Annotated in this window: 21 protein-coding genes; 4 read left to right on the forward strand and 17 right to left on the reverse strand. The window is 61.6% G+C overall.

The window, feature by feature from the left end:
• Nucleotides 1–3 precede the first annotated feature (3 nt).
• From ACM66T_RS01725 to ACM66T_RS01745, 5 genes are all read right to left on the reverse strand, one after another.
• On the reverse strand, nucleotides 4–1,173 hold the full coding sequence (locus ACM66T_RS01725) for a sensor histidine kinase (RefSeq protein ID WP_231020005.1): 1,170 nt from the start codon (nucleotides 1,171–1,173) through the stop codon (nucleotides 4–6).
• Nucleotides 1,166–1,819, reverse strand: a complete 654-nt coding sequence (locus tag ACM66T_RS01730) for a response regulator transcription factor (RefSeq protein ID WP_231020008.1) — start codon at nucleotides 1,817–1,819, stop codon at nucleotides 1,166–1,168. Before ACM66T_RS01730 ends, ACM66T_RS01725 begins: the two co-directional genes overlap by 8 nt.
• Nucleotides 1,820–1,884: 65 nt before the next feature.
• On the reverse strand, nucleotides 1,885–2,091 hold the full coding sequence (locus ACM66T_RS01735; RefSeq protein WP_231020009.1) for a hypothetical protein: 207 nt from the start codon (nucleotides 2,089–2,091) through the stop codon (nucleotides 1,885–1,887).
• Between the two features lie 42 nt (nucleotides 2,092–2,133).
• Nucleotides 2,134–2,475 (reverse strand): hypothetical protein, encoded by a 342-nt coding sequence (locus ACM66T_RS01740; protein WP_231020011.1) that lies wholly within the window; start codon nucleotides 2,473–2,475, stop codon nucleotides 2,134–2,136.
• Nucleotides 2,476–2,545: 70 nt separating this feature from the next.
• On the reverse strand, nucleotides 2,546–4,585 hold the full coding sequence (locus ACM66T_RS01745) for a copper-translocating P-type ATPase (protein WP_231020013.1): 2,040 nt from the start codon (nucleotides 4,583–4,585) through the stop codon (nucleotides 2,546–2,548).
• 168 nt (nucleotides 4,586–4,753) lie between these two features.
• Between ACM66T_RS01745 and ACM66T_RS01750 the strand changes: the two genes are divergently transcribed.
• Both ACM66T_RS01750 and ACM66T_RS01755 read left to right on the forward strand, forming a co-directional pair.
• The gene (locus tag ACM66T_RS01750; RefSeq protein ID WP_231020015.1) at nucleotides 4,754–5,875 is read left to right on the forward strand and encodes a porin; all 1,122 of its coding nucleotides are present in this window, start codon (nucleotides 4,754–4,756) and stop codon (nucleotides 5,873–5,875) included.
• Nucleotides 5,876–5,884: 9 nt separating this feature from the next.
• A complete protein-coding gene (locus ACM66T_RS01755; RefSeq protein WP_231020017.1) occupies nucleotides 5,885–6,145 on the forward strand; it encodes a hypothetical protein in 261 nt (86 codons plus the stop codon).
• A gap of 56 nt (nucleotides 6,146–6,201) precedes the next feature.
• Here ACM66T_RS01755 and ACM66T_RS01760 read toward each other — a convergent pair whose 3' ends face one another.
• The 4 genes from ACM66T_RS01760 to ACM66T_RS01775 are packed head-to-tail and all read right to left on the reverse strand — an operon-like array spanning nucleotide 6,202 to nucleotide 11,866.
• The gene (locus ACM66T_RS01760) at nucleotides 6,202–6,513 is read right to left on the reverse strand and encodes a hypothetical protein (protein WP_231020019.1); all 312 of its coding nucleotides are present in this window, start codon (nucleotides 6,511–6,513) and stop codon (nucleotides 6,202–6,204) included.
• The gene (locus ACM66T_RS01765) at nucleotides 6,510–9,662 is read right to left on the reverse strand and encodes an efflux RND transporter permease subunit (protein WP_231020021.1); all 3,153 of its coding nucleotides are present in this window, start codon (nucleotides 9,660–9,662) and stop codon (nucleotides 6,510–6,512) included. Before ACM66T_RS01765 ends, ACM66T_RS01760 begins: the two co-directional genes overlap by 4 nt.
• Before the next feature lie 3 nt (nucleotides 9,663–9,665).
• Nucleotides 9,666–10,670 carry an efflux RND transporter periplasmic adaptor subunit gene (locus tag ACM66T_RS01770; RefSeq protein WP_231020023.1) on the reverse strand — a complete coding sequence of 335 codons (1,005 nt, stop codon included), beginning with the start codon at nucleotides 10,668–10,670 and terminating at the stop codon, nucleotides 9,666–9,668.
• On the reverse strand, nucleotides 10,667–11,866 hold the full coding sequence (locus ACM66T_RS01775) for a TolC family protein (protein ID WP_231020025.1): 1,200 nt from the start codon (nucleotides 11,864–11,866) through the stop codon (nucleotides 10,667–10,669). The genes ACM66T_RS01770 and ACM66T_RS01775 overlap by 4 nt, the downstream gene beginning before the upstream one ends.
• Before the next feature lie 160 nt (nucleotides 11,867–12,026).
• Here ACM66T_RS01775 and ACM66T_RS01780 point away from each other — a divergent pair, with 160 nt between their 5' ends.
• Nucleotides 12,027–13,178, forward strand: coding sequence for an SO_0444 family Cu/Zn efflux transporter (locus ACM66T_RS01780; RefSeq protein WP_231020027.1), 1,152 nt, complete (start codon nucleotides 12,027–12,029; stop codon nucleotides 13,176–13,178).
• 62 nt (nucleotides 13,179–13,240) lie between these two features.
• Entirely contained in the window at nucleotides 13,241–14,497 is a 1,257-nt protein-coding gene (locus ACM66T_RS01785; RefSeq protein WP_231020028.1) for an arsenic transporter, read from the forward strand.
• Between the two features lie 236 nt (nucleotides 14,498–14,733).
• On the opposite strand, the gene ACM66T_RS01790 is transcribed toward ACM66T_RS01785, so the two are convergent.
• From ACM66T_RS01790 to ACM66T_RS01825, 8 genes are all read right to left on the reverse strand, one after another.
• Nucleotides 14,734–15,582, reverse strand: coding sequence for a protoheme IX farnesyltransferase (locus ACM66T_RS01790; RefSeq protein WP_231020030.1), 849 nt, complete (start codon nucleotides 15,580–15,582; stop codon nucleotides 14,734–14,736).
• Nucleotides 15,579–16,937, reverse strand: a complete 1,359-nt coding sequence (gene coxB / locus ACM66T_RS01795; protein WP_231020032.1) for a cytochrome c oxidase subunit II — start codon at nucleotides 16,935–16,937, stop codon at nucleotides 15,579–15,581. Before coxB ends, ACM66T_RS01790 begins: the two co-directional genes overlap by 4 nt.
• 12 nt (nucleotides 16,938–16,949) lie before the next feature.
• Nucleotides 16,950–17,231 carry a cytochrome C oxidase subunit IV family protein gene (locus tag ACM66T_RS01800; RefSeq protein WP_231020034.1) on the reverse strand — a complete coding sequence of 94 codons (282 nt, stop codon included), beginning with the start codon at nucleotides 17,229–17,231 and terminating at the stop codon, nucleotides 16,950–16,952.
• 1 nt (nucleotide 17,232) lies between these two features.
• Complete coding sequence (locus ACM66T_RS01805) at nucleotides 17,233–17,880, reverse strand: cytochrome c oxidase subunit 3 (protein WP_231020035.1); 648 nt, start codon at nucleotides 17,878–17,880, stop codon at nucleotides 17,233–17,235.
• Complete coding sequence (locus ACM66T_RS01810) at nucleotides 17,880–19,526, reverse strand: cytochrome c oxidase subunit I (RefSeq protein ID WP_231020037.1); 1,647 nt, start codon at nucleotides 19,524–19,526, stop codon at nucleotides 17,880–17,882. The genes ACM66T_RS01805 and ACM66T_RS01810 overlap by 1 nt, the downstream gene beginning before the upstream one ends.
• Complete coding sequence (locus tag ACM66T_RS01815) at nucleotides 19,519–20,352, reverse strand: SCO family protein (protein WP_231020038.1); 834 nt, start codon at nucleotides 20,350–20,352, stop codon at nucleotides 19,519–19,521. The genes ACM66T_RS01810 and ACM66T_RS01815 overlap by 8 nt, the downstream gene beginning before the upstream one ends.
• Before the next feature lie 245 nt (nucleotides 20,353–20,597).
• Nucleotides 20,598–22,718, reverse strand: a complete 2,121-nt coding sequence (locus tag ACM66T_RS01820) for a hypothetical protein (RefSeq protein WP_231020040.1) — start codon at nucleotides 22,716–22,718, stop codon at nucleotides 20,598–20,600.
• Complete coding sequence (locus ACM66T_RS01825; RefSeq protein WP_231020042.1) at nucleotides 22,715–23,203, reverse strand: hypothetical protein; 489 nt, start codon at nucleotides 23,201–23,203, stop codon at nucleotides 22,715–22,717. The genes ACM66T_RS01820 and ACM66T_RS01825 overlap by 4 nt, the downstream gene beginning before the upstream one ends.
• Between the last annotated feature and the right edge of the window lie 100 nt (nucleotides 23,204–23,303).

The raw sequence follows: 23,303 nt of genomic DNA on the forward strand, positions 1-23,303 counted from the left end.
GCTTTATTGTTTTGCCTCTCCCTGCGGAAAGCAGAGGCGGAACCGCGTCCCCTTCCCCTCCTCGGAATCGAGCGCAAGCGCGACCCCGTAGGCGTCGCAGATCCGTTTGACGATGGAGAGCCCCACTCCGAAGCCTCCGCCTATATCCGTGGCACGGGTGAACTGCTCGAAGATCCTGCGCTGCTGCTCCGGCGCTATCCCCATCCCCTCATCCACGACAATGATGCAATTATCATCCATTTCCAGCTGCACGGTTGCGCCCGCCGGGGAGTACTTGACGGCATTGCCGATAAGGTTGCCCAGCAACAGCTGCGCCTCCGCCTCGGGGATGGCAATGTACAGGGTGTGCGTCTTGAGCAGAAGGCGCTGCTGTTTGCTCTCCATCAGCGGCCGGTAGTAGTCCGCGCTCTTTTGAGCTACCTTCGCCAGGTCGATAGCGTGGGGCGTTTCCGTTTTGCGCGCGAAATTGAGGTAGGTCAGGGAACGGTAGATGTCATAGAGCTGCCGGGTACTCGCCGTGATGTTGCGCAGGGTCTTCTCGCTGCAGCGGCCCGCTTGCAGGAGATGCTCGGCCGCCATGGAAAGGGCGGTGATGGGGGTGTTGAGCTCATGGGTGACGTCGCTGACAAAGCGTTCGGTCTGTACGACGCGCTGATGCAGGGGGCGCATAAAGAGTTTGGACAGGGTCCAGGCGACGGTGGCGGCGAGCAGCGCGATGGCGGCCATCATCGCCAGGACGACCTCGCGCAGCTCCGCGAGCACCCCGAAGAGCGCATCGGAGCTGACGACGACGTAGCGGATACTCAGGTGCTCCTTCGGGGCGTCAGAGACGAGGACCATGCGTCCGCCGTACTCTCGGTAGTCGGGCCCGTCGGGAACGAGGGCGGGGGGGAGCTCCCCCGAGACAAGCCGCCCGTCCGTCCCGATCAGGGCGATGCGGACATCCCCGCCGTGTAGTGCGGGGATCTGCAGAGGGGTGCCGTGCATATGGGCCATGATGATCGCCGTGCCGATGCGATCGGCAATATGCTCCAGCCGGTAGTGCTCGTTGTTCTCGAAGGCGTGCTTTTGGGCCGTGTAGTACCAAAAGCCCGCCAGAAGGATGAAGAGAAAAGAGGAGACGATGTAGAGCCCCAGGAAAGAGTAGAAGGAGCGTTTTTCGAGTTCATTCATAGCGGTAGCCTATGCCGCGGACGGTGGTGATGCGTTCGCCGCCGATCAGCTCGCGCAGTCGGCGGATATGCGAGCGCAGGGTCGCGTCGCTGGGGAGCTGGTCGTAGGCCCAGAGGTTTTGCACCAGCTCTTCCGAAGAGAGGGTACGTCCGGGGTGGGCGAGGAAATACTCCAGCATCGCCGCCTCTTTCGGGGCGAGGGATTGCCGTCCCTGCGCCGTTTCGATGCGCTTGGCGTCCGGATCGTAGAAGCAGTCGTCTCCGAGCCTTACTTTCTGACGCTGTTCAATGTTGAAGAGCCGCTTGCTGTTCTCGATGCGCAGCCGCAGCTCTTCGAGGGCGAAGGGTTTGCGGATGTAGTCGTGGGCGCCGGCCTCGAATCCGGCCTTCAGCCTGGCCGTGTCTTCATAGGCGGTGACGAGGATGGCGGGGGTGGTAACGCTCAGTTCGCGCAGGCTCTGCAGCAGGGCGATGCCGTTCTGGCCGGGGACGTTGATGTCGAAAATGAAGAGGTCGTAGTGCTTTGCGTCGATCAGGGCCGTTGCTTCGTCGGCCGTATAGGCCCGGTCCGTCTCGTAATGATCCGCCAGGTAGTCGCCGACGATGTCGGAGAGAACGGGGTCGTCCTCGAGCAGGAGTATGCGCATGGCCCGCCTTCATTGGGAATGACCCAGTTTAATCTGTTTGCGGTTAGAAGCGGCTTTCTGGCGCTTCAGCCGTTTTCGGTCAACTCTGCCTTGAGCTTTTCGTAGGTACCGATATCGATCTCCCCGCGGGCCAGGCGTTCATCAAGCAGTTCAAGGGCCCTGGAACGCCGGCGGCCGTTGTCACGTCCGGCGGCGAGATAGAACACGGCGGCGATGATCAGCAGGGGAAGCAGCCACCACAGCCACATCCAGCCCATGCCGTAGGTATGCATCTTGTCTCCTTTTGTGGCGAGGCGTTATCCAAGGCAGTCGCCTCAGTTACCCCCGGTACACTTTTTCTGACCGCCCATGCCCTGGCCGCCCATATTTTTGCCGCCCATGCCCTGCGGCATCATGGGACCGCCTTTGCGCATCTTCATGTTACACATATTGAGCTCCTGCGTCGTCGTGGCGCTGTTGACGCAGCTCTTGACGTTGTCGAGGTGCTGCATCATCATCATACGGTCATGATTCATATCACCGTTCATCATCATTTTGCCCTGCTGCATGTTGCCTTGCTGCATGCCCATACCGTTGCACTTGCCCATTTGGGCGGCCGCCGTTGTCGTCAGTCCGAGTGCGAGCAGCACTGCCGCAGCGAGCGTGATCGTTTTCATCCTTCATCCTTTGAATGGTATTGAAGAACAGTGTAGTGGGATAGTGTGCAGAGAGTGTGCATGCCGGGCCTCAGTGTGCCGCCCGTTTGAGCAGCTGCGCATTCAGGGCGACGATGACGGTGCTGATGGACATCAAAACGGCGCCGAACGCCGGGCCGATGACGATGTTCCAGGGGGCGAGGACCCCGGCGGCGAGGGGGATGGCGACGAGGTTGTAGCCGCTTGCCCACCAGAGGTTCTCTTTCATCTTGCCGTAGGTGCGGCGCGAAAGCCGCACGGCGTCCACGACGCTGCGCAGGTCGCTTCGGGTCAGGATGATGTCGGCGCTGTCGATGGCGATGTCCGTCCCCGCGCCGACGGCGATGCCGATGTCTGCCCCAAGCAGGGAGGGGGCGTCGTTGACGCCGTCGCCGACCATCGCCACGCGCCTGCCTTCGGCCCGGCGCGCTTTGACAAAGGCGAGTTTTTCGTCAGGCAGCAGCCCCGCGCGATAACGGTCGATGCCCGTCATATCGGCGACGGAGGCGGCGACTGCCTCGTTGTCGCCGGTCAGCATCCAGGTCTTGATGCCGAAGGATTTCAGCGTCGCAACGGCATCCGCGGAGCTGTTGCGGATCCTGTCATCAAGGAGGATGACGCCGACGGGGCGGCGGTCGACGATGACCCAGACCGTCGTCGAGGCGCTGTCGCTGTACACCTGCAGGGGCGACGGGATGGCGAGCCTTTCGCGTGCAATGAGCTGCGGGCCGCCGACCATGACGGCACGCCCGTCGACCTCCGCCGAAGCCCCGATGCCGGGAATGGCTTTGAAGGCGTCGGCCCGGAGCGGGCGGACCCCGACGCTGTCGGCATAGGCGGTGACGGCGCGGGCGATGCTGTGCTCGGAATCGCGTTCCAGCGCGGCAGCATAGGCGAGCATTTCATTGTCATCTTCCAGGGCCACCGTTTTGCTGACGGCCAGGCGCCCTTCGGTGACGGTCCCCGTTTTGTCGAAGCAGATGGTGTCGATGCCGCGGAGGGCTTCGAAGGCCTGCCGGTTGCGGATAAGAATGCCCGATTTCGCCGCGAGCGACGTCGAGATGGCGACGACCAGCGGCACGGCAAGGCCCAGGGCGTGGGGGCAGGCGATAATGAGGACGGTCACGCCGCGCAGCACGGCGTCGGCGGGGGAGAGAAGCAGCGACCAGACGGCGAAGGTGGCACTCCCGGCGGCGAGCGCGGCATAGAAGAGCCACCCCGCGGCGCGGTTGGCCAGGTCCTGGGTGTGCGAGCGGCTCTGCTGGGCCTCTTTGACGAGGGCGATCACCTGCGATAGGTAGCTTTCGCTGCCGGCCTTGTCGATGCGAACGCGCAGGGCGCCATCGAGGTTGAGGGCGCCCATGAAGAGCGTTCCGCCTGCCGTTTTGAAGATGGGTTTGGACTCCCCCGTGAGCAGGGCCTCGTTGACACTGCTCTCTCCCGCTTCGACCGTACCGTCCGCGGCAATGTTCTCCCCGGGCCGCACGAGGATGAGGTCGCCGGGCTGCAGGGCCGTGACGTCGACGTTTTCCGAGGTGCCGTCCCGGTTCAGTCGCGTCGCCGTCTTCGGCATCAGCCGTACGAGGTCCTCAAGCGCGTCCGAGGCGCCGAGGATGCTTTTGGCCTCGATGTAGTGGCCGATGAGCATCACGTCGATCAGGGTGGCCAGCTCCCAGAAAAAGGCTTTGCCGCCGGGGAAGACGAGGGTGGAGACGGAGTAGCCGTAGGCGACGGTGATCGCCATCGAAATCAGGGTCATCATCCCCGGCTGCCGCGCTTTGAGTTCGTCCAGGGTCATTGTCAGGAAGGGTTTGCCGCCGTAGAGGTAGATAAACGTGGCAAGCAGGGCGGTGAGCTCTTCGCGGTAGGGGAAGTCGAAGCGGATGCCGGCCCAGTCCTGGAGCATCGGCGAGAAGAGGAGGATGGGAACGGTGACAATGAGCGAAACAATGAAGCGCCGCCGCATCTCCTCCATGTGGTGCATATGGCCCATGCCGCCGTGCCCATGCCCCGCATGCGCATGGGCCGCGGCATGCTCGGAGTGGTCATGCGCCATCGCGTGTACATGGTGCATCATGTGGTCGTGTTCCATGGGATACTCCTTCGTCAGACTGCTTTCCAACATCATAAAATGTTTGTGTGCACACAGTGTGCACACTATATTGATAGGGTTTTCGTAGACACTTTTTGGGTGCCGATTCAACGAACGGGCAGCTCCGATACCCACCGCGGGCGTCGGCGCCCGGGTTAAGGAGCAGTCATGAAATGTATGACGCGACAGGGAGTACTGCTGTTTTCCCTGGCGACGGTGCTGACGGCGCAGGACGACATTGCGCAGCTGCGCGAGGAGATCACTTCGCTGAAAACATCGGTGGCCGAACTGCAGCGGGCCCGGGAGACGAATGCCGACGGCGTTTTTACGCTCTCGGGGTATGCGGCGGCGGGGTATGCCTATGCCGAACACACCAACGGCGGTTTCGACCTGGTACAGTTCTCGCCGATTTTTCAGTACGCCTACGCGGACCTTGTCCTCTTCACCGGCGAACTTGAAACGAAAATGAATGACGATCTGGAAACGAGTGTGGAGCTGGAGTACGCCTCCGCAAGCATCTTCCTTAACGATTATATGGTGCTGGTTGCCGGGAAGTTTCTCTCCCCGCTGGGGCAGTTCCGGCAGAACCTGCACCCTTCGTGGATCAACAAATTGCCGACGGAGCCGATCGGTTTCGGAGAGGACGGCGCTGCCCCGATCTCCTTTACCGGTCTCGGCCTGCGCGGCGGGATCCCGCTGGGGGCGCTGCAAAGCAACTACACCCTTTTTGTCGCCAATGCCCCCGTGCTGGAGCTTGCCGATGATAACAACACGAGTATCGGCGCAATCGCCGCAGAAGGCCCTACCAGTTCCGATACCGCGGGCTACACCGTCGGTCTACGCTATGCCGTCGACCCGCTGCCCAACTGCGAGATCGGCGTCTCCGGCGCCTACGGCAAGGCGGCGCTCGAAGGCGAATCGAAACGCGATTACACCGTGTTCGATGCGGACCTCTCATGGCACTACGACGGCGCAGACCTGAAAGCGGAATACAGCCAGCAGACGGTCGGGAAGCTGGGCAGCAGCGTCGCCCCGGACACCTTCACCTGGAAGGCATGGTACGCGCAGCTGGCCTATCAGTTCGGGACGCTGCCCGTGGAGCCCGTCGTGCGATACGGCGCCTTCCGCCCGGCCGATTCCGACCTCGACCGTGACCAGGTGTCTATGGGGCTTAACTACCTGTTTGCCCCGAGTGTCATCGCCAAGGTGGCGTATGAGTTCAACAATGCGGACAAGGCGCCGGAATACGATGACAACCGCGTCCTGGCCCAGTTCGCCTTCGGTTTTTAGGAGGGGATGATGAACCGGTTTGCACAATTAATCTGTATCCAGGCGATGGTGGCGGGGGCCCTCTGCGCGGCGCCCGCCGGTGAGGGCGACCCCGTCAACGGGGCGAAGGTGTGGGCCGACACCTGTGTGCGGTGCCACAACATACGGCCCCCTTCGAACCTTTCCGAACGGGCATGGCGGATCTCCATGCAGCACATGCGGGTCCGCGCCAACCTGACGGGCAAAGAGGCGCGCGATACGCTGGCGTTTATTCTGGAATCAAAAGAGTGACCGCCGCGCGGCCCTTGAGGCCGCCTGTCCCCTGTTACAATCACTTCGACTGTTTTTTATTTCGACGCGTTGTACTCAAGCGTCAGCTTGCCCGTTTCGGGGTCCCGGACGCAGTCGTAGACCGCTTCGACCGTTTTCGCCTGCGTGACGCACCCCATGCGCGGGTCGGCTGCCGACATCTGGGTAAGGACCGCACGCTGTTTTTTCGCCAGTTCCGAGCTGCCGCTGACCATATTGGCCCCGCATTTACCGGCCCCGCATTTCATGGCACCGGCGGTAGGGGTGTCGGATGCTTTTTTCTGATCGCTGCAGCCTGCGAAGGCGACGAGCGCTGCGAGCAGCGCGGCGGTATAAAGAGTTGGATTCATCTGTTTTCCTTTTGAGTGGTGTGGGCAGTGTCGCCCGGTTGTTTGTTCAAGTGGCGCCGCTCGTACATCTCGTAGAGAATCGGGATGATGAGGAGGCTGAGCAGCGCCGAGGTGACGATCCCGCCGAGCATCGGGGCGGCGATGCGCTGCATCACCTCGCTGCCGACACCGTGGGTGTACATGATGGGGGCGAGGCCGGCGAGGATGGAGAAGACCGTCATCAGCTTGGGGCGGACCCTCTTGACGGCCCCCTCATTGATCGCCGCTTTCAGGGCTTGGGCGTCGAAACGTTCGCCCAGCGCCGCGCGGGAAGCTTCCACGCTGTCGGTGAGGTAGACGATCATGACGATGGCCGTCTCCGCGGCGATCCCCAGCAGGGCGAGGAAACCGACGATGACGGCGATGCTCATGCTGAATCCGAGCATCCAGACGTAGACGACCCCGCCAAGCAGCGCAAAGGGGAGCGTCAGGAAGACGATCAGGGTCGCAACGAGGCGCCGCAGCGAGAGGTAGATGAGCAGTAAAATCACCGCCAGCACCGCCGGGATGATCCAGCGCATCTTCTCCATGGCCGAGGCGAGGTACTCCGCCTGGCCCGCCCACTCCATGTGGTAGCCCGGCGGCAGCGGGAAGTCCGCGAGGGCCTTCAGCGCCGCGTCTTTATAGGCGACGGCGCCTACGCCCGGGCGCGGGGTGATGTAGACATAGGTGACCGGCGTCGCCATTTCGCTCTTGATGACCGAGGCGCTTTCGCGGTAGCGGACGTCGGCGAAGGTACAGAGGGGGACGAATCCCAGCGGCGTCTTGACGGGAAGAGCGCGGATATCGTCGAGGTTCCGCCGTTCATCCTCCTCGAGGCGAAGGGCGACGGGATAGCGTTCGATCCCTTTGTAGAGCGTCGTCACCTTCATGCCGCCGATGGCCGCACGGGTGGTTTCGAGCAGGGCCGTCTTTGCCAGCCCGTAGCGCTGCAGTGCCGTTTCGTTGATATCGATGTCGATATAGTAGCCCGCGGCGGAGCGGTCGGCGAAGACAGACTGGGATTCGGGCAGTGGCATCAGTTTCTGTTCGATATCCCGTGCCAGCCGCTGCAGCGTCGCGGCGTCGCTGCCGTAGAGCTTGATGCCCACGGGGGTGCGGATGCCGCTTAAGAGCATATCGATCCGGCCGCGGATGGGGTAGGTCCAGGAGTTGACAAGCCCGGGAACCTGGAGGGCTGCCTCCATGTCGTTTCGCAGCTGCTCGTAGGTCATCCCTTCCCGCCACTGGGAGGGGTCTTTGAAGGTGATGATCGTCTCCAGCATCCCCAGGGGCGCGGGGTCGGTGGCGGTGTCGGCGCGCCCCCCTTTGCCGAAGACCGTCTCCACCTCGGGGAAGCTCTTGAGGATCTTGTCCGTCTTCTGCGTCAGCGCCTTGCTCTGGTCGATGCTGATCCCGAAGGGTGTCACCGGCATGTACATGAACGTCTGTTCATTGAGCATCGGCATGAACTCCCACTCGAGCTTCTCGTACAGCGGCGCGATGGCGACGAGCAGCGCGAGGGAGGCGGCCAGGACGACGTAGCGCAGCTTCAGCCCCCACGCCAGCAGGGGCTGGTAGAGCCAGAGGAAGAAGCGGTTGATGGGGTTGGCGGTCTCTTCGCGGATGGGGCCGCGGATAAAGGAGACCATCAGCACCGGCACCAGCGTGACGGCGAGAATGGCGCCCGCGGACATGGCGAAGGTTTTGGTGAAGGCCAGCGGGGTAAACAGCAGCCCCTCCTCGCCCGAGAGCGCGAAAATGGGGAGGAAAGAGACGACGACGAGGGCGAGGGCGAAGAAGATGGGGCGTCCCACCTGCTGCGCCGCCGCCACGACCGTCTCGGCGTGTTCGGCCGGTGTGAGCTCGCGGCCCAGCTCCCCGCGCTTTTTACGCAGCCGCTTATGGGCGTTTTCGATCATGACGATGCTCGCGTCCACGACGGTACCGAGCGCAATGGCGATCCCGCCGAGGCTCATGATATTGCTGCCGATGCCGGCGAGCTTCATCAGCCCGAAGGTCGCCCCGATGACGAGCGGCAGCACGAGCAGCACGATGAGCGAAGAGCGCAGGTGCATCAGGAAGAGGCCGATGATGATCACGACGATGATGCTCTCTTCGACGAGGGTGTCGGTCAGGGTTCCGATTGCCTTGTCGATCAGCCCGGAGCGGTCGTAGGTGGTGACGACGTCGACCCCGTCGATGTGCAGGGCGGCCATTTTCGCCTTGATCTGCTGGATGACGCTGTAGACGTCCTCGCCGTAGCGTACCATGACGATTCCGCCGACGACCTCGCCCCGGCCGTTAAGGTCCGCCACCCCCCGGCGGGCGGCGGGCACGACTTCCACCCTCCCCAGCTGCGCAAGGGTGACGGGAATGCCCTCTTTGACGGTGACGACGAGGTTCCGGATGGCATCCAGGTCTTTGAGGTAGCCCTTCGCCTGCACCATCCACTCGAAGCCGTTCTGGATGACGATGCGCCCGCCGGTATCGTTGTTGTTCTGCCGCAGCACCCGCGCGACGTCGCCGACGGAGAGGCCGTAGCGGATCAGGGCGTCGTTGTTGACGGTGAGCTGGAAGGTCGGCACGAAACCGCCCACGGTGGCGACGTCGCTGACGCCGTCGACGCCCATCAGGGCATATTTGAAGTAGTAGTCCTGCAGGGTGCGCAGCTCGGCGAGGCTTTTCGTTTTCGATGTCAGGGCGTACTCATAGACCCAGCCCACCCCCGAGGCGTCCGGCCCCAGGGCGACTTCCATCCCCTCGGGCAGTTTGCTCTGGATGGCGGCAAGCTGCTCCAGGACCCGTGAGCGGGCCCAGTAGAGGTCTGTTCCCTCCTTGAAGATGATGTAGATGAGCGCATTTTCGTAGGTGGAGAAGCCGCGCACGGTGCGGATGTCGGCGATGGAGAGGAACTGCGACACCAGCGGGTAGGTTCCCTGGTCCTCGACGATCTCGGGGCTCTGCCCCTTCCAGGTGACCTGGACGATCACCTGGGGCGGGGAGAGGTCCGGCAGGGCGTCGAGCGGCGTCGTCATCACTGCCCGGTAGGCGCCGAAGATGAGAAAGAGCGTCGCCATAAGGACAAGAAAGCGGTTTTTGACGCTGAAGGCGATAAGGCGTTCGATCATTCCCTACTCCAGTCCGCTGATCTGGGCGTCGGCATCGAGCATAAAGAGGGCGTCGCCGGCGACTTCATCCCCGGCGCTCAACCCGGAAACGACCTCGAAGCGATCCTTGTCAAGGGGTTTGACCTCGATCTTGACGGGTTCGAAAACCCCCTTGAAATCCCCGGCGCGGAAGACGTACCATCCGCCGTTCTTGCGCAGCACTGCCGTGCGGGGAAGGGTGAGCAGCGGCAACGCCGCCGCCGCTGCAGTGACCGTGGCGTACATGCCCGGCAGCAGCTCGCCGTGGGGGTTGTCGACGGCGAGGCGCAGGGTGACCGTGGCCGCCTTGGGGTCGATGTCGGGGTAGAGCGTAAGCTTTTTGGCGGGGTAGGCCCGCTCCACGCCGCTGGCCCTGACGGTGAAATTGTTCAGGGAGGCGAGCCGCGGCAGTTCCTGCTGGTAAAGCGCGGCCTCGACCCAGACACGCTCAAGGTTGACGATGGTAAAGAGCTTCATGCCCGCTTTGAAAGCGGAGCCTTCGACGACGCTCTTTTCAAAAAGCCACCCCGATGCCGGGGCGTGGATCGTGGTGAGGGAGTCGGCTTTCATCCCGGAGCGGACCGCGTCGATCTCGGCGCGGCTGACACCGAGCAGCGTCAGTTTTTTACGAAGGCTGCGCAGCATCTCCGGGCTGGGGCGCGTCGCGTTGAAACGCAGGGCAGTGAGGTAATCCTCCTTCGCCTGGAGCACCTCGGGCGAGTAGACTTCGGCCAGCGCCTCGCCCTTCTTGAGCCGGCGGTAGCGCGTATCGGCGTAGAGCTTCTGGACATAGCCGCCGAACCGTGGCGATACGTCGTACATGCGGGAGTCTTCGGCACGGACATAGCCGTAGTTGGTCTGCGCCCGCGCGGCGCTGGTCTGCTGTACTTTGACCGTTTTGACGGCAAAGAGCTGTTCGACGCTCGGCCGCTCATCGGCACATAGCAGCAGGGGCAGCAGGGCTGCGAGGACTAAGATGTGTTGTCTCATTTGATCTCTCCCGTCAATGCTTTAAGGCGCGCGCCGGCGCGGAGGTAGTCGGCTTTCGCGGCGATGCGCTGTTCGTCGAAACGGAGCTTGCGTTCGAGCAGGTCGAAATAGTTGAAAAGGTCGCTGCCGCTGCGCAGTTTCGCGTCGCTGAGGTCGACCATGTGCTCCACCTGGGGCAGGCTCTCCTCGGTGATGATGCGGTAGGTGCGGTAGGCCTCGGTCAGCGCCGCGTACGCCGTCTCGATCTCGCTGCGCAGCTGCAGGCGGTAGTCGGCGGCCGCCTCCGCCGTTGCCAGCTCCGCCTTCCGTGCCGCCTCGGTGTCGTCGCGCTCTGCGCCGTAAAGGGGGAGCGCCGCGCCGACGGTGACGCTCAGGTAGTCGGGGTGGGCTTCGCGGTAGTAGTAGCCCACCATCACGAAGGGGTCGGCGTTGGCCGAGAGTGTTTTGACCTTCGTCTCCGCCGCCGCGGCCTTTTGGTCGGCTGCTTTGACGCGGTAGATCCGGTTGTTCTCCAGCCGCTGTAGGTAGGTCTCCAGGGGCGGCGGGGGCGCAACCGCTTCATCGGCCTCGACGGCGTCGAAGGGGGCCTGCACGAGGTAGGCCAGTCGCGCTTTTTGCGCCGTGAGCATCGCCGTGAGCTTTTCCCGGCGCACGGCGATGTCGGAGCGGAGCAGCTCGGCGGACATAATCCCCATATGGCGGTCACGCTGGGTGGAGGCGTAGGCGGTGTTGAGGGCGATGTTCTGGTTTGTTAGTTCCAGGTAGTTTTGCAAGACGCCCAGCCGCGCGTTTAGTTCGGCGACGGTGTAGGCCCGCAGACGGATCCGCTTGGCCAGCTCTGCCTGCGCCGCCTCAAAGGAGGCGAAGAGCACGGCTTTCTGTGCCCGTACCTTCTCACCCGCCGCGCCGCGTTTCCCGAACCAGGGGAATTTCTGTTTGAGCGTGACGGAGGTGAACTGCATCGGCTCGAGGGTGCGGTCCATGGGGTCGTCGAACTGGATGTCGTTGATGCCGACGAGCAGCTCCGGGTTGGCGAAGAGGGAACTTTTGTCCTCCAGGGCGTCATAGGCGCCGAGGCGCTGTTCGATTATCTTCAGCGAGTGGTGCTGTGCAAGCGAGCGGTCGATCAGGGTGTCGATCCCCTCGGCCCGGAGCGCGGCGGCAGCGAGCAGCAGGGCTAAGAGCGGACGGAACATCGGTCTCCTTTTGAGTGAATAGGAAATGATACTGCGGCTGTGTGTAAGAAGTGTGCAGGTCAACCTTAGCGCCCGGACATAAAAACGGTAAGCTTGGCGGATAAAAGCGGGTTATAAAACGTTTCGTCGGACAATAGCGTTTTCGCATGAAGGAATAGCAATGGAGTTTCTGCTTCTGTTTTGGGGTGCACTGGTCGACCTGAGCAATGCGATGGCCCCCTATATCATTTTCGGCCTCCTCTTCGCGGGCCTGCTGCACGAACTCGTGCCTGATGCGCTGGTTACGAAGCACCTTGGCAGCGACAACGTGGCTTCCGTCGTCAAGTCGACCCTCTTCGGCATCCCGCTGCCGGTCTGCTCCTGCGGGGTGATCCCGCTGGCGACCTCCATCAAAAAGAGCGGGGCGAGCCACGGGGCGACGCTCAGCTTTCTCATCTCGACGCCCATTACGGGCGTAGACTCCATCCTCGCGACCTACGGGATGTTCGGATGGGCCTTTACCCTCTACCGCGTCTTCACCTCCATGCTGATGGCGATGATTGCCGGGATCCTGACGAACCTGTTCGGTTCGGAGCCTGAACCCGCGTCCACGCCCGCGCCGAAGGCCCCGGCCTTTTCGATGGCCGCACCGCCGAAACAGGCCGCGACCGTCGGCTTCAGCATGGCCGCCCCTGTCAAAGAGGAAGAGAGCTGCTGCAGCTCCGGCTGCGGCTGCGAAACGGAGACGAAAAAGCGCTTTTCGATGGTCGGCGCGCTGCGCTATGCCTTTGTGACCCTGCTAGGCGACATCGCCAAACCGCTCTTCTGGGGGCTCATCGTCGGGGCGCTGATCACCGTGGCGATCCCCGAGGACCTCGGCACGCTCCTCGCCGAAAACAGCTGGCTTTCCTATCTCATCGTTATCGCCGTCGCCGTGCCGATGTACGTTTGCGCGACGGCCTCGCTGCCGATTGCCGCGGGGCTGATGCTCTCTGGGGTGAGCGCCGGGGCGGCCTTCGTCTTCCTGAGCGCGGGCCCCGCGACGAACACCGTCACCATCGGTGTCGTGAAAAAGATGCTGGGAACAAGGGCCCTCGCCATCTACCTGGGCACCATCACCGTGGCCAGCGTCGTTTTCGGGCTCATGCTCGACTGGCTCTTCATCCGTGCCGAGATCGACCCGAAGGCGTTGGTGCACCTGCATGAAGAGGCGGGCATCATTGCCGTCGCGTCGTCGCTGCTGCTTTGGGGGCTGGTGCTCTACTTCCTCGCCAAACCGTGGTTCCGCAAAAAAGAGTCATCGTGCTGTTCGGGGGAGAGCTGCTGCAGCTGAGTCTTGATTAAATCAAGAAAGATTGATATAGTTTCGCCTGATTCAAACCCAAGGATGTTCCCATGCTGACGGCGGCCCTGCTCTTTCTTCTTACCCTTCTTTTCGTCATCTGGCAGCCCAAAGGGCTCCAGATCGGGACGACGGCCGTCATCGGTGCCGTCATTGCCGTCGTCCTCGGCGTCGTCAGCGTCGATGACGTTTGGACGGTGACGGGAATAGTCTGGGATGCGACGCTCGCCTTTATCGGGATCATCCTGCTCTCCCTCGTCCTCGACGAGATCGGCTTCTTCGAGTGGGCGGCGCTGAAGATGGCGAAACTCTCCGGCGGCAGCGGGAACAAGATGTTCGTCTACATCCTGCTGCTCGGCGCCCTGGTGGCGGCCTTCTTCGCCAACGACGGGGCGGCGCTCATTCTCACGCCGATCCTGCTGGCGAAGATGAAGCACCTGCGCATGAACCCCGTCGCCGTGTTCGCATTCCTGATAGCGGGGGGCTTTATCGGCGACAGCGCCTCCAACCCGCTGGTGATCTCCAACCTTACCAACATCGTGACAGCGGGCTATTTCGACCTCGGCTTCTGGGAGTATGCACAGGCGATGTTCCTGCCGAACCTTTTAAGCATTATCGCTTCGATCATTGTGCTCTGGATCTATTTCCGCAAAGATATCCCGCTCAAGGTCGACGTCTCCGAACTCCCCGAACCTTCGTCGGTCATCAAGAATATGACGATGTTTAAGCTCAGTTGGGGTTTTCTCGCCCTGCTGATGGCGGGCTACTTTATCGGCGACCGCTATGACCTCCCTGTTTCCCTCTTCGCCCTGGGGGGGGCGGTTATTTTCCTCTTCATCGCCAACTACTACAAGGCGGTCAAACCCGTTATGACCGTCAAGGCGGCGCCGTGGCAGGTCGTCTGGTTTTCCATAGGCCTCTACGTCGTTGTCTACGGGCTGAAAAACGCGGGGCTGACCGATTACCTGGCCGATGCCGTCACGGCGATGGCGGCGCAGGGAGAGGCGGTGGCGGTCATCGGGACCGGTTTCCTCTCCGCCGGTCTCAGTGCCGTCATGAATAATATGCCCACCATTATGATCATGGACATCGCTATCGCCGACGCGGGACGGGACGCCCTGGCGTACGCGAACATCCTCGGGGCCAACCTGGGGCCGAAGATGACGCCGATCGGCTCGCTGGCGACCCTGCTGTGGCTGCATGTCCTTGCCAATAAAGGTGTGAAAATTGGGTGGGGGGAGTATATGAAAGTCGGCCTTGTTATTACGCCGCCTGTTTTGTTGGCGGCGTTGGTTGGGCTGTTGTTTTAGATGTTTATTGTTCCCTTTCTTCTTTGCTCGCACAAAGAAGAAACCGAACCCGAAAGAAGAAAGTGCGAAAGGCTGCCGCTTTCGGGATATTCCATTCTCTTGTTATCCGCTCGACACGCTAATTTGCGCTTCGGCCTTGACGGAAGAAGCGGATTGCCGCATGCTTCTCTTAACTCTTAACTCTTAACTCTTAACTCTTAACTCTTAACTCTTAACTCTTAACTCTTAACTCTTAACTAGATCGTATCGATACTCATCAGGGTCATTGTGCCCAGCAGGAAGAGGTTGATCCCCCGGAAAAGGGTACTGGCGCGTTCCGCGGTGAGCTGTCGGAAGGGGATGCGTCCGCCCGCGGCGGCCGTGGCGGCGGCCAGTGCTGCCAGCAGTAGAAGGATGGCGGAGCTTCTGATCCCGAAGATCGCCGCGGTGTAGAGGGCGCAGAAGATGGTGAGCATCCACCAGACGCAGAGCACCCGTCGAAACCCGGTCTCGCCGAAGATCTCGACGGCCGTCGGGAAGCCCGCGGCGCGGTAGTCGGCGTCGTGTTTGGCCGCGAGGAGCCAGAAGTGGGGGACCTGCCAGACGAAAAAGAGCAGCCCCAGCGCAAAGAACTCCGGATCGGCGAGGCTCCGCCCTGCGGCGAGCCAGCCGATGGCAGGGGGGATCATCCCCAGCAGGCCTCCCGGTACGACGGCGAAGGCCGAATAGCGTTTGAGGATGGTGTAGACGCCGTTGTACCAGAAAGGGACGAAGAGGAAGAGCAGCAGGCCCGTCGTCTTCAGGGTGGCGGAGATCAGGAGCGTCCCCAGGGCGATCAGCGCCAGTGAGACGGCCAGTGCGGCATCGGGATGGACCCGCCCAGAGGGGATGGGCCGCCGTTTCGTGCGTTTCATCTTGCTGTCGCTCTCCCACTCCTGGTACTGGTTCAGCGCCGAAACGCCCAGGGCGAGGAGCAGCACGGCCAGCGTCGAGGGGAGAAGCGGCGCAAGATCTCTGCCGCCGCCCAGGGCGAAGCCGAAAACGGCGGAGAGCGTCACCGCCGCCGAGAGGCGGAATTTGGTCAGTTCCATCAGTGTGCGAATCATTTGAGCTCCTTCATGTAGGTGACGAGCGCTTCGATCTCCTCAGCGGAGAGCATCTTCCCGAAGGGGGGCATAAGCCCCGGCGCAAAGCCTTCGACGATGTCGGCGTTCGGGGTTTCGACGGAGCTGCGCAGGTACGCTTCGTCGGCCGTTACCTCGCGGTTTTTGCCGTCGGTGACGACCGTCAGCTTGCTGCCATAGAGGCCTTTGAGCGTCGGACCGAGCTTTTTCGAACCGTCGAGACTGTGGCAGGCGCCGCACCCTTTTGCATTGAAGAGGGTCGCCCCGTCAGGGGCGGCAGACGCCTCCTGCGGTGCGGTCGGTTCGGCTTCCGCCGGTGCGGGTGCTGCGGCCGGCTCCATCGTTGGCGCTGCGGCGGGAGCGGCCGTCTCGGGGGCCGCACCGCCGCCGTTTTGCTCTTTGATGAAGGCCACGAGCGCCTTCAGCTGCTCGGCGTCGATCTGGCCGGAGAGGTCGGGCATGACGCCATCCGGGAAGCCCTCGGCCACGTCGGCGCCCGGTGCGCGGATGGCACGTTCGAGGTAGGCGTCGTCGACGACGGTCCGGCGCGTTTTGCCGCCCGTTGTCACGGTGACTTCTTTGCCGAAGAGTCCCGCAAAAGAGGGACCGACGATAACCGAACCGTCGAGGCTGTGGCAGGAGGCGCAACCCAGCGTTTTGTAAAGCATCTCCCCTTTGCTTTTGGGTGCGGCCGTGTCGTGGGGGCTCAGCTTGTCGCTGGCGTACCACGCATCAAAATCCGCCGTCTTCATGACCTCGACTTTCGTGAGCATCTTTGCGTGTCCGACGCCGCAGTACTCGGCACATTCGATGTCATACCTTCCCGGTTTTGTGGCATTGAACCAGATGTGCGTTTTACGCCCGGGAACGACATCCTCCTTGACCCGGAAAGCGGGGACGAAGAAGCTGTGCAGGACGTCGCCGTCGGGCGCACTCATGATCAGCTTAACGTTTTGGCCGACGGGAACGTAGAGTTCGTCGGTCTGTTTGCCGTTGGGATAGGTGAAAGTCCAGGACCAGCGCTTGCCCAGCACGTCGATGGTGAAGGCGTCCTTGGGCATGGTACGCAGGTCCCGGAAGGAGGTGTAGCCGTAGTAGAAGATGACGAAGAGCAGGATCGTCGGGATGACGGTCCAGGCGATTTCCAGCCCCAGGTGGTCGCGAATGTTGCGGATCTCCCCGGGCTCGACACGACTGTGGTGGTAGCGCACGATAAAGAGGAGCATCAGGCCGGCCACGAGGACGAACATGGCGATGGAGATGCCGGTCGTGATCCAGAAGGCCCGGTCCACGTCGGCGGCGTAGGTGGAAACGTCTTGATTGAATCCTTCGAGCATGCCTTCTCCTTTTTATGAGTGGGCCACGTCGATACCGACGATGACGAAAAAGACCAGTAAGATCACGAGAGCCATGCCCACATACCCTTTGAGGTACGCGGTCTCGCTGCGCAGGTGCATGTAGTACGCGGCGACCAGGGCCACCTTCATGGCGGCGATGAGCAGCTGGATGCCAACCGTGCCGCCGACGGCAAGGGGGAGGAGCGAGGGCTGCACGAAGGTCAGCAGCGTCAGCAGCAGCAGGCCGCCCAGCACTTTGGTATAGAGGGCGACGGAGGGGGTGGCGTGTTCCATCTCAGACTCCTATCATGTAAAACAGCGGGAAGAGGATGATCCAGACGAGGTGGACGAAATCCCAGTAGAGCGTCACGTTCTTCATCACGATGGTGTGCTCGGGCCGGATGCCGCCGGAGCGGATCAGCAGGAGCACCCAGCTCATCAGCGCCACGCCGGCGATGACGTGCAGGCCGTGCAGACCCGTCATGACGAAGTAGAGGCCGAAAAAGAGGATCTCGCCTCTGTCCAGGGCGTCAAGTACCCCCGAACCGGGGTAGATGCCCCGGCTGATCTCCATGTTCCACTCGACGGCCTTGATCCCGAGAAAGATAAGGGCCATCAGGGCGGTCGCGCCCACGAGCAGGACCGCGGCGCGGACCCTGCCCCGGCGCAGCATCATCGTACCGAGCCCCATGGTGTAGGTGCTGATGAGCAGGATCATTGTATTGGTGCCGCCCAGCCAGACGTCGAGGTGGCCGGAGGAGGCGACATAGCTCTCCGTGTGGCGGTAGAAGTAGATGGCGAAGAGCAGAAAGAGTGTCCCAAACATCATCGCCTCGGTCATCAAAAAGACCCAGAACCCGAACTTGGCTCCGCCGTAGTCATTGTGAAAGTCGACGACGGGATGGGGCTGTCCCTGTGCGTCGTATGCCATTTCCTGTTGCATCAGCGTATCCTCCGGAAGTTTTCATCGAACTGCACGAGGGGCTCGCCCGCCTCGTACTCATAGGGCTCGAAATCCACGTAAGGGATCTTGGGGAAGTTCTCCAGCGGCGGGGGCGAGGGGATGTGCCACTCCAGTGTCGTCGCGTTCCAGGGGTTTGGACCGGCGTCGCGTCCCGAGCGGAGTCCCCGGTAGAAGGTGTAGACGATCATGACCAGGCCGGATGCTATCAGCAGCGCCCCGACCCCGGAGATCTGGTGGTAGACGGTGAAATCGGGCAGATAATCGAAATAGCGGCGGGGGTTGCCGAAGAAGCCGGCGAGGAACATCGGGAACCAGAGCATATTGAACCCGACGAAGGCGAGCCCGAAGGCGATGCGCCCCAGCCCCTCGTCATAGAGCTTCCCGGTGATCTTCGGGTACCAGTAGTGCAGCCCCCCGATAAACATAAAAATGACCCCGCCGAGAATAGTGTAGTGGAAATGGGCCACGACGTAGTAGGTGTCGTGCAGGTGGATGTCCGGGCCGATGGCGCCCAGGGTCAGGCCCGTCAGCCCGCCGACGGTGAAGTTGATGATACTCCCCAGGATCCAGAGCATCGGCGTGGCGAGGACGATGGAGCCTTTGTACATCGTCGCTACCCAGTCGAAGATCTTTACTCCCGTGGGCACCGCGACGAGGAAGGTGAGAAAGGAGAAGATGACCCGGGCCAGGTCGCTCATGCCCGAGGTGTACATGTGGTGGCCCCAGACGAGGTAGCCGATGCCGGCGATGGAGGCCGAGGAGATGGCGATGGCGTGGTAGCCGAATATGGTGCGGCGGGTGAAGGCGGGCAGCACCTCGGAGACGATGCCGAATCCCGGAAGGATCATCAGGTAGACCGCCGGGTGGGAGTAGATCCAGAAGAGGTGCTCGAAGAGGACCGGATCGCCCCCCTTCGTCGGGTCGAAGATCCCTATTCCCAGGGTGCGTTCAAGGATGACGAGCAGCAGGGTGATGCCCACGACCGGGGTCGCGAGCACCTGGATCCATGCCGTGGCGTAGAGTCCCCAGATAAAGAGCGGCATCTTGAAAAACCCCATGCCGGGGGCGCGCAGCCGGTGGATGGTGACGATGAAATTGAGCCCCGTCAGGATCGACGACAGGCCCAGGATAAAGGCGGCGCTCAGCGTCGAGAGTACATGCGCGTCGGTGCGGATGCTGTAGGGGGCGTAGAAGGTCCAGCCCGTGTCGGCGAACCCGTGCCCCGTGACCAGGGAGGAGATCCCCAGGATTACGCCGAGGACGTAGAACCAAAATGAGATGAGGTTGAGCCGGGGGAAGGAGACGTCGTGTGCGCCCAGCATCAGCGGCAGCAGAAAGTTGCCGAGGGTCGCGGGGATCCCGGGGACGATGAACAGAAAGATCATCGTGACGCCGTGGAAGGTGAAGAGTTCGTTGTAGGTCTGCGGTTCAAGGAACTGGGCCCCGGGCGCGAAAAGCTCCGCGCGCATCGTCAGCGCGGCGCCCACCGCCAGGAAAAAGAGCGTAAACATCAGCGTCATATACATCAGGCCGATGCGCTTGTGGTCGATGCTGAAGATCCACTGCAGGACGGGGTTGCGCAGATGGCCGAACATGGTATGGGTTTCATGATAGAAGCTAGGCATTGTTGTCCTCCATGGAACGCTTTTTTCTGCCGGAGAGCACCAGGTAGAGGAAGAAGCCGGCCAGGATCAACGTCAGGGCGATGGCCCCGAACTTTTCGGCGGCAAAAACGTAGGTTTTGTTCTTCGGGTCGAAGGCGAAGCAGAAGAGGAGCCCCTTGGCGATGGTGGGGCGCACTTTTCCCTGTGAGGCTTCCATCAGGGCCATCTGGATATCAAAGGGGAGCTGCTGGATTCCGTTGAGGTAGCGGGTAATCTTCCCTTGGGGCGAGAGGGCGACGAGCACGGCGGGGTGGACATACTCTTCCATGCCGTTCGGTCCGACCTGTTTTTCGTATTGGAAGCCGACGGCATCGGTCACCTTTCGGATGTTTTCGTCGCTGCCGGTCAGGAAGGTCCAGGCGGCGGGATCGAAGGGACGGGGCATGGAGGCGAGGAGGTTCGCCTTTTTCTTGGCTGCGTCGGCAGGCCCCTCGTCGGGGTTGAAACTGAGGGTGATGATCTTATACTCTTTGCCTTCGGCCAGTTTGACCATCGTGAGGTTTTGGGCGAGGTCGTTGAGCTGGGGGGTGCAGAGGCCGGGACATCCGTAGTAGTTGAGGGTGAGAATGGCCGGTTTGCCGTCCATGACCTCCCCGAGCGTGACACGGTGCCCTTCGTCATCGACAAAGGGGACATCCAGCGGCAGCTGTCCGGCGGGATGTTCGATCATCCCCAGCGTGGGCGGCGTATCGGCGTAGCCTGCCGCGGCACAGAGCAGAATGCATGCGAACCAGTAGAGCGGCAGCGCAATTGGGTAGGTCTTTTTTCGTCGTATGCCGGCGGACATGGGATGGTCTCCTTGTGAACAACGTCGAAATGATGGTCGTGATAGAGGCCTTATAGTCGTCGGCCCGATAAAACTGCTGGATTCCCCTCCGGCATTTTCGGGTAGAAAATGCATGTTTTTGATCCGGAAACCGGAATGGCATTATTCGGATTTCTAATACTATGCTAACGAGAAAAACCAAAAGAAATCTTTGGATTTTTGTCTAGTTTCGGTCCGCCCCGTTTCGTTTCAATCCGAAAGAGGGCTTAGATCGTGCAGTGGTCCTTGTGGATCTCCCTGCTTTTGGGAAAGGGGTCGATGGAGAGGAGGAAAACGGGGAGCAGCAGCAGGTCGGTGGCGAGGGAGAGCGTAATGAGCTCGGCGCCGAACTTGCCGATGTCGCGCAGGCTCGCGATCGACGTCATCATCAGCGACGCGAAGAAGATGACGAGGACGAAGGCGCCGATGACGACGGGGACGGCGCCGTAGAAGAAGGTGATCTCCAGGGCGTGTTTGCGGCTGCGTCCGAAGAAGCGGGCGCGGAAATACTTGAAAGCAAAATGGACTGTCGCATCGGAACCGAGCCCGACGGAGATGGACATCGCGATGAGCATCTCGAGGTTGACGGGGGTGTCGAGCAGTTCCATCGCCAGACCGAACCAGGCGATGGGGATGGCGTTGGTGATAAAGCCGATGTAGATCATCCGTCCTGACCCGAAGATGATCCCCATGATCAGACCGATGATGACGAGGGCCGTAAAGAGCGAGGCGGCCAGCACGACGATCTGCTGCTGTTTGGCGCTGCGCACGAGGGTCTGGACGTCGCTGAAGTGCAGGGGGAGCGCCCGGTAATCGCGCAGGTAGGTCAGCAGCGCCGCCGTATCGACGCCGGGCTCCATGAAGAGCGTGAGTTTGAGCGTCTGTTTTTCGTCGTCGAAGTAGCGCTGGTTGAGGTCATACATGTCGATAAAGAAGAGCGCGCGTAGGATCGCCTGGTCGTCCATTGGTTCGTCGGGGGCTTCGGCCTGGTGAATGAGGCGCAGCAGCGCGGCGACGCTGTCGACCCGGTCAACACTGGCGAAGCGGCCTGTCAGCTCCGAGGCGAAGGTGTCGATCTTGGCCACGGTGGCGGGGTCGATCTCCTCGAACGGTACGGTAAGCACGAGGGTGCGGCCGCTCTGGCCGGGGGAAAGGAGCAGGTCCGCGCGGGTCAGGAAGAGGCTGAGCCCCAGCAGCAGGATACCGATGGTGACGAGGTTGAGCAGTCGCAGGAGTTTGGGATTGTAGTCCAGTTCCCGGCTGACGAAGTAGTAGACGGGACGCGTAAAACGCACGCGGGGGTGGCGCACCCGGAAATAGCTGAGTAGGGCGATCAGCAGCGTCGTGTTGAGCAGCAGGGCGATGAGGGAGGCGCCGATGATGCTGATGCTGAGCATCCGGACGATTTCGTTCTCGGAGAAGAGCAGCGTTCCCAGCCCCACGGCAGTGATAACGGTGGTCCAGAGTGCCGGCGTCACCGTACGGTTGAGGGATTTGAGCAGGGCCCGGTGGGAGTCGTCTCGGTACTGTGTCACGTGCCACCGGTAGTAGAAGTAGAGATAATCCACCAGGGCGATGGCGATGATAATGAGCCCCAGGGCGAGATGCAGTTCGTGCAGTCCGGTGATGAGGTAGACGAGTTCGAAGGTGAAGAGGAGGGTGCCCGAGACGACAACGATCGCGGCGAAGGCGGAGACGTAGTTGTGAAAGATGATCCGGAAAAAGAGTATGACGGCCAGGATGATCAGGCACAGATACAGCAGGGTCTGCCGGTAGCTGAAGCTGCTGTCGGTTTCATCGAGCGTATACCCGAACGGGATGGAGAGCTGTGTCCCGGCCAGCCGTTCGTCCCCGTAGAGGTAGAAATCGAAAGCGCCGAAGTCCTCCGTGACGTAGCGGCGGTAGGCGTCGGGCAGGGCCCGGATAAACGCATACGCCTGGGCGGCATTGAGTTCGGAGAGGGGAAGGGCCTTGATGAGCGACGAACCTTCGGTTGCCTTGTCGTTGTAGATGTAGCGGCTGCTAAAGAGCGAATCGACGTGCCGTACCCCTTTCATCTGTGTCAGCTGCGTATGGAGCGCCGCCAGTTTTGACTTGGTGTCGTCATCGAACCGGTCGACGTAGACCCGCAGATGCTGCACATTCTCGGGCACGATTCCCAGGGCCTTCGTCATGGCAAGCTCCTGCGAACCCCCCAGCCAGAACCGTTCGTCGCTGAGAACAAAACTGAAACGCCCCAGGGCGAGCGTCAGCAGGGCTAGCAGCAGAAAAAGCCCGATCACGGCGGCGCGATTACGGGTGATGAAGGTGACGTAGCGGCTGACTTTGGGGGTCTCTTGGTATCTCATGGCTGCTTCTTTTTGTCGAGGATGAGGTAGGGGCGTTTGTCGACGCCGATCTGCTCCGCTGCCTTCTTGATGCGGGCGACCTTGACGTGGATGATTGGCGGGGTAAGGCGGTTGAGTTTGGGCAGGGGGGCGCGCCTCAGCATATAGTCGAGCATCGCCTCTTTGGGACGGGGGGCGTTGTAGATGGCGTTGATGACGGCCCCGGACTTGAACATGGGATGGGCGTAGAGAAAAAAGTAGTAGTGGTAGCGCCGCTGCATCTTTTCGTTTTCTGTAATCATGCCGACAAAATCCCGCGAATGGGGGCAGCGCGGATCGATAAAGGCGTAGACGTCCGTCGGCCCTTTTCCCAGTTCGATGGCGTCGCCCTTGATGTCAAAGAGAAGGGGCAGCACTTCGCTCAGCGGTTTTTTGATGGTTGCCCCGGCGGCATAGGGGGCGGTGAACAGCAGGACCGAAAGGAGGCTGAACAACAGAAATTTCATGCTTAGTGACGATTATAGTATACCTTCTTCCCATTTGTCTGTATAAATAGAACAAATAGGTGGCAGCGGAGGGGTTTCGTTAACCTAAAGTGCTACAATA

The organism is Sulfurimonas sp. ST-25 (assembly GCF_048079205.1).
Taxonomy (GTDB): Bacteria; Campylobacterota; Campylobacteria; order Campylobacterales; family Sulfurimonadaceae; genus Thiomicrolovo; species Thiomicrolovo sulfuroxydans.